At 29.1% G+C, this 14,776-nt stretch carries 16 protein-coding genes; 14 read left to right on the top strand and 2 right to left on the bottom strand.

Annotation, left to right across the window (positions count from 1 at the left end; all coding sequences use genetic code 11):
- From E0D94_RS14380 to E0D94_RS14365, 4 genes are all read left to right on the top strand, one after another.
- Positions 1-335, top strand: a 335-nt coding sequence (locus tag E0D94_RS14380; RefSeq protein WP_207289816.1) for an iron hydrogenase small subunit, incomplete at its 5' end; no start/stop codon positions are given.
- A gap of 94 nt (positions 336-429) precedes the next feature.
- Positions 430-1,269: a potassium channel family protein gene (locus E0D94_RS14375; RefSeq protein WP_165442983.1), complete on the top strand. Its 840-nt coding sequence runs from the start codon at positions 430-432 to the stop codon at positions 1,267-1,269.
- 228 nt (positions 1,270-1,497) lie between these two features.
- Positions 1,498-2,679: a coenzyme F420-0:L-glutamate ligase gene (locus E0D94_RS14370; protein ID WP_130808217.1), complete on the top strand. Its 1,182-nt coding sequence runs from the start codon at positions 1,498-1,500 to the stop codon at positions 2,677-2,679.
- A gap of 96 nt (positions 2,680-2,775) precedes the next feature.
- Positions 2,776-3,342, top strand: a complete 567-nt coding sequence (locus E0D94_RS14365) for a glycerol-3-phosphate responsive antiterminator (RefSeq protein ID WP_130808216.1) — start codon at positions 2,776-2,778, stop codon at positions 3,340-3,342.
- Positions 3,343-3,370: 28 nt separating this feature from the next.
- Here the strand turns inward: E0D94_RS14365 and feoB are convergent, their stop codons facing one another.
- Together feoB and E0D94_RS14355 are read right to left on the bottom strand one after the other, a co-directional pair.
- Entirely contained in the window at positions 3,371-5,452 is a 2,082-nt protein-coding gene (gene feoB, locus E0D94_RS14360) for a ferrous iron transport protein B (protein ID WP_130808263.1), read from the bottom strand.
- 32 nt (positions 5,453-5,484) lie between these two features.
- A complete protein-coding gene (locus E0D94_RS14355; RefSeq protein WP_130808215.1) occupies positions 5,485-5,730 on the bottom strand; it encodes a FeoA family protein in 246 nt (81 codons plus the stop codon).
- A gap of 324 nt (positions 5,731-6,054) precedes the next feature.
- Between E0D94_RS14355 and E0D94_RS14350 the strand changes: the two genes are divergently transcribed.
- The 10 genes from E0D94_RS14350 (at position 6,055) to E0D94_RS14305 (ending at position 14,705) form a co-directional block, all read left to right on the top strand.
- Positions 6,055-6,774 (top strand): MIP/aquaporin family protein, encoded by a 720-nt coding sequence (locus E0D94_RS14350; RefSeq protein WP_207289831.1) that lies wholly within the window; start codon positions 6,055-6,057, stop codon positions 6,772-6,774.
- A 39-nt stretch (positions 6,775-6,813) separates the two neighbouring features.
- Positions 6,814-8,316, top strand: a complete 1,503-nt coding sequence (gene glpK / locus E0D94_RS14345) for a glycerol kinase GlpK (RefSeq protein WP_130808213.1) — start codon at positions 6,814-6,816, stop codon at positions 8,314-8,316.
- A 147-nt stretch (positions 8,317-8,463) separates the two neighbouring features.
- Complete coding sequence (locus tag E0D94_RS14340; RefSeq protein ID WP_130808212.1) at positions 8,464-9,924, top strand: NAD(P)/FAD-dependent oxidoreductase; 1,461 nt, start codon at positions 8,464-8,466, stop codon at positions 9,922-9,924.
- Complete coding sequence (locus tag E0D94_RS14335; protein WP_130808211.1) at positions 9,917-11,176, top strand: NAD(P)/FAD-dependent oxidoreductase; 1,260 nt, start codon at positions 9,917-9,919, stop codon at positions 11,174-11,176. The genes E0D94_RS14340 and E0D94_RS14335 overlap by 8 nt, the downstream gene beginning before the upstream one ends.
- A gap of 1 nt (position 11,177) precedes the next feature.
- Positions 11,178-11,543 (top strand): DUF1667 domain-containing protein, encoded by a 366-nt coding sequence (locus E0D94_RS14330; RefSeq protein WP_130808210.1) that lies wholly within the window; start codon positions 11,178-11,180, stop codon positions 11,541-11,543.
- 124 nt (positions 11,544-11,667) lie between these two features.
- Complete coding sequence (locus tag E0D94_RS14325; RefSeq protein WP_130808209.1) at positions 11,668-11,955, top strand: ArsR/SmtB family transcription factor; 288 nt, start codon at positions 11,668-11,670, stop codon at positions 11,953-11,955.
- The gene (locus E0D94_RS14320) at positions 11,955-12,959 is read left to right on the top strand and encodes a permease (RefSeq protein ID WP_130808208.1); all 1,005 of its coding nucleotides are present in this window, start codon (positions 11,955-11,957) and stop codon (positions 12,957-12,959) included. The genes E0D94_RS14325 and E0D94_RS14320 overlap by 1 nt, the downstream gene beginning before the upstream one ends.
- Positions 12,960-12,983: 24 nt before the next feature.
- Complete coding sequence (locus tag E0D94_RS14315; RefSeq protein ID WP_130808207.1) at positions 12,984-13,223, top strand: thioredoxin family protein; 240 nt, start codon at positions 12,984-12,986, stop codon at positions 13,221-13,223.
- Between the two features lies 1 nt (position 13,224).
- Positions 13,225-14,283, top strand: coding sequence for an ACR3 family arsenite efflux transporter (gene arsB, locus E0D94_RS14310; RefSeq protein ID WP_130808206.1), 1,059 nt, complete (start codon positions 13,225-13,227; stop codon positions 14,281-14,283).
- 20 nt (positions 14,284-14,303) lie between these two features.
- A complete protein-coding gene (locus E0D94_RS14305; RefSeq protein ID WP_130808205.1) occupies positions 14,304-14,705 on the top strand; it encodes an arsenate reductase ArsC in 402 nt (133 codons plus the stop codon).
- The last annotated feature ends 71 nt before the right edge of the window (positions 14,706-14,776 follow it).

The following is a 14,776-nucleotide window of genomic DNA, read 5'->3' as shown; positions in this document are numbered from 1 at the left end:
AAAGTTTGAAAATAGGTATAGCTCATGGTTTAGGCAATGCAAGAGCAATGCTTGAATCTATCCAAAAAGGGGAATCTAAATATGATGCTATAGAAATAATGGCTTGTCCTGGTGGATGTATAGGTGGTGGAGGCCAACCTTATCATCATGGTGACATGGAAATTATAAAGAAAAGACAAAAAGCTATTTATAGCGAAGATAGAAATAAGAAAAGAAGAAAGTCTCATGAAAACCAAGAAGTTTTGAAGTTATATAAAGAGTTTTTAGGTGAACCTTATGGAGAAAAGGCACACGAACTTCTCCATACGTACTATACACCAAAAGAAAAAATATAATCTAAAAGTCCCTATATTTATAATATGGGGACTTTTGTTTTTAAGAAAAGGAAGTGGGTAATTTAAATTAAAACGATTAATTTGGAGTGATAATTTGTTTAGAAATAAAGATATTAAAAAAGTTTTCATTGCAATTGGTGTATATTCTCTGGTATTTTTAGGGCTTAGTTTAATATTTGCTTTATTTTATTATTTTACTGATGGAATAAGCTATCAAGGATCATTACAACTTAAAATTGACTTTTTCGATGCTTTATACTTCAGTATGATTTCATTATTTACTATAGGATATGGTGATATTTATCCTATACATGATTTAAGTAAAAATTTAGTGATTATTCAAGGGTATATTGGTATAATACTTTCTTCTGTATTTTCATCATTCTTAGTGTATTATATATTAAAAAGACCATCTAATGTTGTTTTTACTGATAAAGTATTGATATCTAAAAGAACTGATTTAGCAGGAGAACAAAGTCATTTTTTATCTATTAGAATAGGTAATAAAGGTGCATATATAACAAATACTCAAACAAATTTAGATTTTTATTATGAAGAGGATAACGAAAGACATTTATTATATAGTACAAGAAGAGAATATCCTGTTATAGAACAAACTTGGACATTTAATATGAACATGAATAAAGAAAATAAATATTTTCATAGAAAATTGAAAAAGATTTATAATGAAGATAAAGAATTAATTATTAAATTTTCTCTTACAGGATTTGATTCTATAAATGGAAATCCAATATTTGCAGTTAAAACTTATAAAGAAGAAAATATAGAGTTTGGAAAAGGATTTAAAAGATTAAAAAGAAAAGGAAAAAATAATAAAAAAATAGATTGGGGAAATTTTAATGAAATAGTTGATATAGAAGATGATGAGAAAGAGAATTTCTTTGCACTTGATAATGAAGAAAATGAAGTTTAAAGTGACAGGCTAGATGAAGATAATCATAATAAAAAAGTTCGTATTATTTATATTTGTATAAAAACTTTAATATGAAAGTAATAAGAATAATAAATGTAGTTTGTGGAATTTTAATTATATATTGTGGAATAAAATTATTTTATAATTTCCTAACATTTTTATAGAAAATCAAATTAATGTATGGTATAATTGAGTCTGTGATTAAATCTATATTGGAGGTAAAAATTTATGAGAACTATAGGTACTACTGCTAGAGGTATAAGAACACCTATTGTAAAAGAAGGGGACGACATTGTTAATATTGTAGTAGATTCTGTAATAACTGCAGCAGAATCAGAAAACATAGAATTCAGAGATAGAGATGTTGTAGGAATAACTGAATCACTTGTTGCAAGAGCTCAAGGTAATTATGTAAATATTGATGATATTGGAAAAGATGTAGCTGATAAATTTCCAAATGAAATTGGACTAATATTTCCTATATTAAGTAGAAATAGATTTTCCATTCTGCTTAAAGGTATAGCAAAAAGTAATAGAAAGATACATTTACTTTTAAGTTATCCATCAGATGAAGTAGGGAATCACTTAATGGATGTAGATAAAATGGATGCTTTAGGTATAAATCCTTTTACAGATACATTATCAGAAGAAGAATATAGACAAAAGTTTGGAGAGAAAGTTGTTCATCCTTTTACAGGAATAGATTATATAGATTTATATAGAGAGGCAGCAAATAATAATATAGAAATACATTTTTCTAATGATCCACGAACAATATTAGAGTTTACAAAAGATGTATTGATTGCAAATATTCATGATAGAAAAAGATTAAAAAGATTGCTTAAAAAAGAAGGAGCTAATATTGTATATTCTTTAGATGATATATTAGCTGAATCTATTAATGGAAGTGGATATAATCCTGAGTATGGTCTTCTTGGCTCTAACTTATCTTCAGAGACAAAAGTTAAGTTGTTTCCAAGAAATAGCCAATACTATGTAGATGAAATACAAAAAAAATTAAAAGAAAAAACAAACAAAAATATTGAAGTTATGATTTATGGTGATGGTGCATTTAAAGACCCTGTAGGTAAGATTTGGGAATTAGCTGATCCTGTAGTTTCTCCTGCATATACAAAGGGATTAGAAGGTACTCCGAATGAATTGAAGTTAAAATATATAGTAGATACGGAATTAGGAGAAATATCTAAAGATGAAGTTATGAATGCTATGAAAAACAAGATCACTGAAAAAGAAGCAGATTTGATAGCAAATAATGCATCTTTAGGAACAACTCCTCGTCAAATTACAGATTTACTAGGAAGTTTATGTGACCTTATAAGTGGTAGTGGAGATAAAGGTACACCTGTAGTATTTATACAAGGATATTTTGACAATTTAGCAAGTGAATAAAAATAAAAAGATACACCTTAAGGTGTATCTTTTTTTATGCTTATATGTAGAAAAAATATGATATAATTATATAATATATATTAAGGTGGTGAAGAGTTGAGTTCTTTGTTTTTTGATAATATTAATAATAATCCAGTAATTGCAGCAGTTAATGATGCTGAAAATTTAAAAAAGGCAATACGATCACCTTCAAATATAATATTTTTACTTACAGGTAATATATTTAATCTTAGCTCAATGGTAGAAGAAATAAAGAAAAATGATATGGAAGTATATATTCATATTGATTTGATAGAAGGGTTTTCTAGAGATACTGTAGCTCTTGATTATATAAATAATAATATAAAACCTGATGGTATAATAACTACTAAAAGTAATTTAGTTAAATATGCTAAAAACATTGGATTATTTGCTATTCAAAGATTATTTTTAATAGATTCATTATCATTAGATACAGGAATAAAAGCTATAAAATCAATAAGGCCAAATGCTGTAGAAATACTTCCTGGAGTCATGCCTAAAATAACTAAAATAATTCATGAAAAAACTAATATACCTATAATTACAGGAGGGCTAATATTAGATAAAACAGATGTTATTAATAGTTTAAAGTCAGGGGCTATTGGGATATCTACAAGTAAAGAAGAGATTTGGTACTTATAATAAAAATCCGTTCATATGAACGGATTTTTTATATTAAGCCTAACAATCTAGCTGTTTGAGCTACTATAAATGTAATTATAATACCTGTAATAGTTGGAATTATAAAGGAAATAATAGTCCATTTTAGACTACCCGTTTCTTTTTTTATGGTCCAAAGAGTAGTTCCACATGGCCAATGATTCAATGAAAATAACATAGTACATACTGCTGTTAACCAAGTCCACCCATTATTTATAAATAAATTTCTCATTTCACTTAAACTATCTAATTCAAGCATAGCTCCTTTGGATAAGTAACTCATTATTAATATCGGTAGAACTATTTCATTAGCTGGAAGTCCTAATATAAATGCCATCATAATATAACCATCCATTCCAAGTAATCTGGCAAATGGATCTAAAAACATAGCAGAATGAGTTAGAATACTACTGCCACCTATAGTTATATTTGCCATTATCCAAATAACTAAACCAGCAGGAGCAGCGATAGCTACTGCACGACCAAGAACAAATAATGTACGATCAAAAATAGAACGAAAAATTACTTTTCCTACTTGTGGTTTTCTATAAGGTGGAAGTTCCAAAGTAAATGAAGATGGAAGACCTTTTAATATTGTCTTAGATAGTATTTTAGATATTATTAAGGTAATAAAGACTCCAAGTATTATAGCAGACAATACTGAAAGAGTTGCAAATACAGAACTAAAAGCCCCAGCTCCACTAGCAATAAAAATAGTAGCAAGAGCTATTAAGGTAGGAAATCTTCCATTACATGGTACAAAGTTATTTGTAATTATTGCTATGAGTTTTTCCCTAGGAGAATCTATTATTCTACATGCTATAATTCCTGCAGCATTACATCCAAATCCCATACACATTGTAAGAGCTTGCTTGCCATGTGCACATGCTTTTTTAAAATAATAATCTAGGTTAAATGCAACCCTTGGTAGATAACCTAAATCTTCTAGTAATGTAAAAAGAGGAAAGAATATTGCCATAGGAGGTAACATGACAGAAATAACCCATGCAAGAGTTCTATACATTCCTAGAACTAAAATATCATGTATCCATTGTGGAGTACCTAAAAAACTAAAAAATAAAGTTAATTTTCCTTCAATCCAGAATAGACCATTTGCAAGTAATTGGGAGGGATAATTAGCCCCTTGTATGGTAATCCAAAAAATTACACCTAATAAAGCAATCATTATAGGGATTCCAAATATTTTAGAAGTTAGTATATTGTCTATTTTATAATCAAACTCATTATGGTTTTTTTGATGTTTTTTTACTACTTTATTAGAAATATCTTCTGCTTGATGAACAATAGAAGAAACAATTTTATCTTTAATATTAGGAGTTTTATTTTTGGATTCTTGTATTTTTTTATTTAATTCATTATCTTGAGATAAATCTATATTGATATATTTATTAATAGAATTAATTAAATCATTATCATCTTCTAGTAGACGTAGACAAGTCCATTCTAAGTTGAGCTTATCTTTTAATAAAGGTTTTACTTCAGTTTTTATATCTTGTAAAATTGTTTTTATTTCATCATCATATCTTACTTGTATTGGATTAGTACTTACTTGTTCTTTAGAGACTTTTCTTATGGCTTCTTGCAATTTATCTAGGCCTTCTCCTTCTCTTGCAGAAGTTGCAATTACAGGAACTCCTAGTATATTAGACAGCTCTTTTATATTTATTTTTATACTTTTCCTATTTGCTTCATCCATCAAATTTACACATACTACTACTTTTTTTGTCATTTCTAAGATTTGGAGTACTAAATTAAGATTTCGTTCTAAAGATGTAGCATCTGTTACAACTACAGTTGCATCGGGATTACCAAAGCATATAAAATCTCTAGCTACTTTTTCATCTTGAGAATTAGAGAGTAATGAATATGTGCCAGGTAAATCAACTAAAATATAATTGTCATCTTTATATTTATATTTACCTTGAGCATTAGTAACTGTTTTACCAGGCCAATTTCCTGTATGTTGTTTAAGTCCAGTTAGATTATTAAATACTGTACTTTTTCCTGTATTAGGATTACCTGCTAAAGCTATTATGATATTATCCTTTGACTGTGATTTTATATTAAACATTTCTTTATTTATATTCACTTTACTATCCTCCTTTAATTCTCTATTTTTTCTACATATATATGAGTAGATTCTTCACTTCTTAAAGCAATTACAGCTCCTCGAATTTCATATGCTATTGGGTCGCCTAAAGGACTTTTTCTAAGTGATTTAACTATAGTATTATTTATAAGCCCTAAATCTAGCATTCTTCTTCTTGTGTTTCCACTTGAAGTTACTTTCTTAACTCTTCCAATGGCTCCAATAGGCAATTTATTTAAATTTATATATTTATCATTCATTATTATACCTCCAAACAAAATATCAAGTTAGCTAAGGCTAATAATAATATATTCATTTTTTACTATAAGGGTTACATAAAAGTTTAGAATATTTATATTTAAATAGACATATATATTATTAATACAGCTTGTATTATTAGATTTATTGATTTAATATAATTAATTGTCTAGCGAAATTAATAGATGACTTTAATAACGAAAATTTAAGAGATAATAGCTGTATTGGTATAATAGTTAAGAAAGTATGAATATAAATATTGGAGGTGGGTTGTTTATAGTGGTAAAATTTAGTACTATATTGTGGGAGGGGTAATTATGTCAAACATGGCTATGTATTTAGCAGAGTTTTTAGGGACTTTAATACTTATATTACTAGGTGATGGTGTAGTGGCAAACGTTGTCTTGAAAAAAAGTAAAGGAGAGAATAGTGGTTGGATAGTTATAGCTACTGGTTGGGGTTTAGCTGTAGCTATGGCTGTTTATGTAACTGGATGGATAAGTGGAGCACATATAAATCCAGCTGTTACAGTTGCATTGGCTGCAATAGGTGATTTTTCATGGGATTTAGTTCCTGGGTTCATATTAGCACAAGTTATAGGTGCTTTTTGTGGAGCAGTTTTAGTATATTTAACTTATAAAAATCATTTTGATGCTACTGATGACAAAAATGGTAAATTAGGAGTATTTGCAACAATACCAGAGATTAAAAACATAAAATGGAATATAGTATCAGAAATAATAGGTACAGCTATGTTATTAATAGGTATTTTAGGTATAGGTCATGGAAACAACAATACTGGTGCACTAGGTGCATTGTTAGTAGGTTTTCTAGTATGGTCAATAGGACTAAGTTTAGGTGGACCAACTGGATATGCTATAAATCCTGCTAGAGATTTAGGACCAAGAATTGCTCATGCTTTATTGCCTATAAAAGATAAAAGAGATTCAGACTGGGGATATGGTTGGGTACCTGTAGTAGCACCTATTATAGGTGGAGTATTAGGAGCATTTATATATAAATTCTTTTTAAATATGTGGATGTAATAAAACTAATGTATAATGAATTAAAGGGAGGAAAAGTAAATGGATAAAAAATATATTCTAGCTTTTGATCAAGGTACAACTAGTTCTAGAGCAATTTTATTTGATCATGAAGGAAAAATAGTAAAGACAGCTCAAAAAGAATTTACTCAAATATATCCTAAGTCAGGATGGGTTGAACATGATCCTATGGAAATATGGGGTACACAATCTGGAGTAGCAAGAGAAGTTTTAGAAACAGCAGGAGTAAGACCAGAGGAAGTTGCTGGAATAGGAATTACAAATCAAAGAGAAACAACTGTTGTTTGGGATAAAAATACTGGTAAACCTATTTATAATGCTATAGTTTGGCAATGTAGGAGAACAGCAAATATATGTGATAAATTAAAAGAAAAAGGATTAACTGAATATATAAAGAATACTACAGGACTTGTAGTAGATGCGTATTTTTCTGGTACAAAAATAAAATGGATATTAGATAATGTTGAAGGGGCTAGAGAAAAAGCAGAAAAAGGGGATTTATTATTTGGAAATATTGATACTTGGTTAATATGGAATTTAACACGTGGAAAAGTTCATGTAACTGATTACAGTAATGCCTCAAGAACAATGATTTATGATATAAAAAATTTAAAGTGGGATGATAAATTACTTGATGAATTAGATATTCCTAAATCAATGCTTCCTGAAGTGAGACAATCAAGTGAAGTATATGGTCACACAGACCCAAAAACTTTTGGTGGAGCTAAGATACCAATAGCAGGTATAGCAGGAGACCAACAAGCAGCATTATTTGGTCAGGCATGCTATGAAAAAGGTATGGCTAAAAACACTTATGGTACTGGATGCTTCATGTTAATGAATACTGGTAGCGATATGGTATTATCAGATAATGGATTACTTACAACAATAGCTTGGGGAGTAGATGGTAAGGTTGAATATGCTCTTGAAGGAAGTATATTCATTGGTGGAGCAGTAGTTCAATGGTTAAGAGATGAATTGAAGCTTATATCTGATGCAGCAGATAGTGAATATTTTGCATCTAAAGTAGAAGATTCTGGTGGAGTATATGTAGTTCCTGCCTTTGTTGGTTTAGGAGCACCATATTGGGATATGTATGCTAGAGGTACAATAGTAGGGCTTACTAGGGGTACAAATAAAAATCATATAATTAGAGCTTCTTTAGAGTCTATAGCTTATCAAACTAGAGATGTTTTAGATGCTATGCAAGTAGATTCTGGAATAAATCTACAAAAATTAAAAGTAGATGGAGGAGCAGTAGCGAACAATTTCTTAATGCAATTCCAATCTGATATATTATCAGTTCCAGTAGAAAGACCTGAGATTACAGAAACTACAGCTTTGGGAGCTGCATATTTAGCAGGACTTGCAGTAGGTTTCTGGAAAGATAAAAAAGAAATCGCTGAAAAATGGAAATGTGATAAAGAATTTAATCCTAATATGGATAATGAAATAAAAGAAAATTATTATAAAGGTTGGAAGAAGGCTATAAGAAGAAGTGAAAAGTGGGAAGAAGTAGAATAGTCATAATTGCATATACATTCATCATAGAATATAATATAAGTAACAAATAAATATTGGCCGGAGAAGAAGGAGAGCCACATTAATCATAATCTACGAGAGTAGGTCTTGGTTGATGTGGCCTTTTTTATCTTAAAAGGAGGTAATTTAATGTATGATGTGACGATAATAGGTTCAGGAATAATAGGAACTTTTATAGCACGGGAACTATCAAAATATAAATTAAAAATATTACTTTTAGATAAAGAAAATGATGTATCTAAAGGAGCTACAAGAGCAAATAGTGCTATAATTCATGGTGGATATGATGCTAGGGAAAGCACACTTATGGCAAAATTTAATGCCTTGGGAAATCCAATGTTTGATAAAGTTTGTAAAGAACTAAAAGTTCCTTTTAAAAGAATAGGTTCATTAGTAGTAGCTTTTGATAATGATCAAATGCAAACAATTAAGAAACTATATGAACAAGGAGTAAAGAATGGAATACCTGATATGCAGATTTTATTAGGCTCAGAGATTAGAAGAATGGAGCCAAATATTAATAGGAAAGTAGTTGGAGGATTATATTCTAAAACAGCTGGTATAATAGGTCCTTGGGAGCTAGCTATAGCTCTTACGGAAAATGCTATGGAAAATGGCGTAGAGCTTTCGTTAGATACAGAAATAAAAGATATACATAAAACAGGGAAGAACTATAGATTAATATCTAATAAGGGAGAAATAGATACTAAACATGTGATAAATTGTGCAGGAGTATATGCAGATAAAATTAATGACATGGTATCATCAAAATCTTTTACTATAATTCCAAGAAGAGGTGAGTATTATGTATTGGACAAAGGTACAGGTACAGATTTTATTAATACAGTTATATTTCAGTGTCCTACTAAACGAGGAAAAGGAGTATTATTAGCACCTACTGTCCATGGGAATATGTTAATAGGCCCTAATGCTGAGAATATTAAGGATAAAGAAGGTATAGAAACTACAATTGAAGGATTGGAATTTGTAAAGAATGTATCTAATATAAGTGCAGAAGATATACCATTTCATAAGAATATTAGAACTTTTGCTGGACTTCGTGCCCACCCCGAGACAGGAGATTTTATTATAGGAGAAGCCCAAGATGCTAAAGGATTTATAAATGTAGCAGGAATTAAATCACCAGGATTATCTTCATCTCCAGCAATTGCAGAACATGTGGTTAAATTAATATTAAATATATCTAAAGAAATAGAATTAAAAACAGATTTTAATCCTATTAGAAAAAAGCCTACAGTATTTATGGAATTAGGAGATAAAGAAAAAAATCAATTAATAAAAAAAGATAGTAGATATGGCAGAATTATCTGTAGATGTGAAATGATAACTGAAGGTGAAATAGTGGAAGCCATAAATAGAAATGCAGGAGCTACTACTGTTGATGGCATAAAACGTAGAGTTAGACCAGGAGCTGGAAGATGTCAAGGAGGATTTTGTGGTCCTAGAGTAGTAGAAATATTATCTAGAGAATTAAATATAGCTTATGAAGAAGTTCTAAAAGATAATAATAATTCTAATATTTTAGTTGGTGAGACAAATAAAGGAAAGGAGGCATATAGTTATGAATAAAATAGAATTAGTAATAATAGGGGGAGGGCCTGCAGGTCTTGCAGCTGCTATAGAGGCTAATGAAAATGGAATAGAAGATATATTAGTTATAGAAAGAGATAGAGAGTTAGGTGGTATACTACAGCAATGTATTCATAATGGATTTGGTTTACAAGTTTTTAATGAAGAGTTGACAGGGCCAGAATATGCACATAGATTTATAAAACAACTAAAAGAAAAAGATATAGATTATAAAATTGATACAATGGTTTTAGATATAGACAAAAACAAAAATATAAAAGCAATAAATAGAGAAGATGGATTTATGCAAATACAAGCTAAAGCTATAATACTTGCTATGGGTTGTAGAGAAAGAACAAGAGGAGCACTTGCAATACCTGGGAAAAGACCTGCTGGTATATTAACAGCAGGAAGCGCACAAAGATATATTAATATGGAAGGATATATGGTAGGTAAAAAAGCCTTTATATTAGGATCTGGAGATATAGGGTTAATTATGGCAAGAAGACTTACTTTAGAGGGAGCTGAAGTTTTAGGAGTAGCTGAAATAATGCCTTATTCAGGAGGGCTTAATAGAAATATAGTTCAATGTCTTGATGATTATGATATACCTTTATTTCTAAGTCACACTATAATTGATATAAAAGGAAAGGATAGATTAGAAGGTGTATGGGTAGCAAAAGTTGATGAAAAAAGAAAAACTATCAAAGGAACTGAAAAATATTATGAATGCGATACATTATTATTATCAGTAGGGCTTATACCGGAAAATGAATTGTCAAGTAATATAGGGTTAGAATTTGATAATACAACATCAGGTCCTATAGTAAATGAATCTATGGAAACTTCTGTAGAAGGTATATTTGCTTGTGGTAATGTAGTTCATGTTCATGATTTAGTAGATTTTGTTACAGAAGAAAGTAGAAGAGCTGGAAAATTTGCAGCTAAATATATTAAAGGGGAGATTAAATATATAGATAGAAAAATAAAAACTACTTCTGGAAATGGAATAAAGTATATAATTCCTCATCATATAAGATATGAAAATTTAGATAGTAAATTAAAGTTATTTACTAGAGTAACTGATGTTTATAAAAATATATATATCCAAATAAAATCTGATAATAAAACTATATATAAGAAAAAAGAAAGACAATTAACACCAGGGGAAATGGAGATGATAAGTTTAGATAAAGAAAAGATACCTTCTGATACCCAAAATATAATAGTAGAATTGTTGGAGGAATTATAATATGGATAATAAAAGAATAACTTGTATAGTATGTCCTATAGGATGTAGTTTGCTTATAGAAAAAGACGAAGAGAGGCAAGAGGGGTATAGAGTAAGTGGAAACAAATGCAAAAGAGGCGAGTCTTATGCTATAAAAGAAATGAAAAATCCCACACGTATTATTACATCAACTGTAAAAATAAAAGGTGGGTTATTAGAAAGACTTCCAGTAAAGACAAAAGATGCAATTCCTAAAGATAAGATATTCGAGATTATGGATTTCATAAATCAGGTTACTGTAACAGCTCCTATAAATGTAGGAGATATTATAATAAAAAATATAGGAGATACAGGAGTAGATTTAGTATCAACTAGAGATATGAAATAATTTTAAAGAACATATTGACAGTTATAAATATATAATGCTATTATACATATAGATAATTATCTATATGTATAATAGCATTATTTATAATTTTAAATGCTTAAACTATCTTATTGGAGGTGAATTTATGGAAAAAGGTTATATAGATTATGCTTTAATGCTAAAAGCATTAAGTGATCCTACAAGAGTAAAAATTTTTGATATGATTTCATACGGAGAGCTTTGTGCCTGTGAATTATTAGAGCAATTCAATATATCTCAGCCAACTCTTTCCTATCATATGAAAATATTATCTGAAGCTAACCTTATTAATAGTAGAAAAGATGGGAAATGGATGAAATACTGTTTAAATAAACAAAGTATAAATATGTTAAGGGATTTCTTTGATGAGATAGATAATAGGGGGAGTTTATAGTGTTTATATTTGAGTTTATAAATTCACAATTATTAAAGATGGATTGGCTTTCTGATTTAGTTAGAATTTTTGTTGAAGATATATTTAATTTGAGTATATCAACAAAGTTAGGTAATAGTATACATTTTTTCATATATGATGTAATTAAGATATTTATATTGTTATCTATTTTAATTTTTTCAATTTCATATATTCAATCTTTTTTTCCACCTGAAAGAACTAGGAGAATATTAGGTAGATTTAATGGGATAAAAGCTAATATTTTAGCAGCACTTTTAGGAACTGTAACTCCATTTTGTTCTTGTTCATCAATACCACTTTTTATAGGTTTTACAAGTGCAGGTCTGCCTATAGGGGTTACATTTTCATTTCTAATATCTTCTCCACTTGTAGATTTAGCATCAGTTATATTACTTGCTAGTATATTTAATTGGCAGATTGCCATTAGTTATGTTGTTGTTGGAATAATACTTGCTGTAATTGGCGGCGGAATTATAAGTAAAATGAATTTAGAAAAATATGTTGAACCTTTTGTATTTAATAATCCTGTTTATAACAATGGAGAAGAAGATCTTAGTACAAAAGAAAGACTGGAATTTTCTAAAAATCAGGTTATAGATATAATAAATAAAGTATGGTTATATATACTAATTGGAGTAGGTATAGGAGCTGCTATTCATAATTATATACCTCAGAGTTTCATATCTGCTGTACTTGGAAAAGAAAATTGGTATTCTGTAATAATTGCATCATTTGTAGGAATTCCTATGTATGCAGATATATTTGGAACTTTACCTATTGCAGAAGCATTAGTTGCTAAAGGAGTGGGGCTTGGAACAGCCTTGGCATTTATGATGAGTGTTACTGCTTTATCTTTTCCTTCAATGGTTATGCTTTCAAAGGTTGTAAAAAAGAAGCTTTTAGGATTATTTATAGTTATAGTAACAATAGGCATATTAATTATAGGTTATTTATTTAATATTTTTGGATATTTATTAATATAAAATAAAAAATAGGAGTGATTTATAATGAAAATTAAAGTTCTAGGTTCAGGATGTGCAAAATGTGATAAGGTTGTAGATAATGTAAAGGAAGCTGTAAAAGAATTAAACATTGATGCAGAAGTTGAAAAAGTAACTGAAGTTCAAGAAATTATGAAGTATGGAGTAATGAAAACTCCTGCGCTTGTTATAGATGAAAAAGTTGTATCAAGTGGAAAATTAAATAAAACGAAAGAAATAATTAAATATATAGAAAAGGAGAGATAGCATGCAAAAAAAAGAAGTTTTGAAATCAGGCATAAGCTTTTTTGAAAGGTATCTTACAGTTTGGGTAGCTTTATGTATGGCGATAGGAATTGGTATAGGAGTATATTTTCCTGGAATTCCAAATCTATTAAGTAAATTTGAGTATGCAAATGTCTCTATACCAGTAGCAATACTTATATGGTTAATGATTTATCCAATGATGCTAAAAGTTGACTTTCATAGTATTAAAAAAGTTAAAGAAACACCTAAAGGACTTATTATTACATGGATATCTAATTGGCTTATTAAGCCTTTCTCTATGTATTTAATAGCAAGTTTTTTTCTTAATATAGTATTTAAAGATTTTATATCATCTGAGTTAGCAAAAGAATACTTAGCAGGAGCTGTACTTTTAGGAGCAGCCCCTTGTACTGCAATGGTATTTGTTTGGAGTCATTTGACCAGAGGTAATCCTGCATATACATTGGTACAAGTAGCTACAAATGATTTAATTATATTAATGGCATTTGTTCCAATAGTTGCATTTTTATTAGGAATAGGAGATATATCAATTCCTTGGAATACTTTATTTTTATCTGTAGTATTATTTGTAGTTATTCCTTTAGTAGCAGGTTGGTTGTCAAGATTTATTATAACTAAAAATAAAGGCCAAGAATACTTTGAAAAAGTTTATATTCCTAAATTTAGTAATATCACTATTATAGGACTATTATTAACACTTATAATAATATTCTCTTTTCAAGGTGAAACAATTGTGGATAATCCTATTGATATAGCTCTTATAGCTGTACCACTTATAATTCAAACATTTTTTATTTTCTTTATAGCCTACTTATGGGCGAAAGTTTGGAAGTTACCACATAATATAGCAGCTCCAGCTGGAATGATAGGTGCATCTAACTTTTTTGAATTAGCTGTTGCAGTAGCAATTTCATTGTTTGGGCTAGAATCAGGAGCAACACTGGCAACTGTAGTAGGTGTACTTGTTGAAGTTCCAATTATGCTTACACTTGTTAAAATAGCAAATAATACTAAAAGTTGGTTTGTTTATGATAGATAATATATAAGGAGTTAGATAATATGAAAAAGAAAGTTGCATTTTTATGTGTTCATAATTCATGTAGATCTCAAATGGCTGAAGCCTGGTCTAAAAAATTAGGTAATGATATAATGGAAGTCTACTCTGCAGGAACGGAAGAGTATCATGAAGTTAAGCCTAAAGCAGTATCAGTAATGGAAGAAGTGGGAATAGATATGAAAGATCACTATCCAAAGTTATTAAAAGATATTCCACAAAAAATTGATATATTAATTACTATGGGATGTAATGTAGTGTGTCCTTATGTTCCTAATAGTCATAATGAAGACTGGGGATTGGAAGATCCATCAGGAGGACCTATAGAAGACTTTAGAGAAACTAGAGAAGTAATTAGAAGAAAAGTAGAAGATTTAATAAATAGAATTAACGAAAATGAAATATAGAAAAGAGTTCGGTCTTTTTAGATCGAACTCTTTTTTATATTAAACTTAATAATAGAATATATTTTAAATTA

Source organism: Senegalia massiliensis (assembly GCF_900626135.1).
Classification (GTDB): Bacteria; Bacillota; Clostridia; order Tissierellales; family SIT17; genus Anaeromonas; species Anaeromonas massiliensis.
This window is presented reverse-complemented; position numbering and strand designations above follow the sequence as displayed.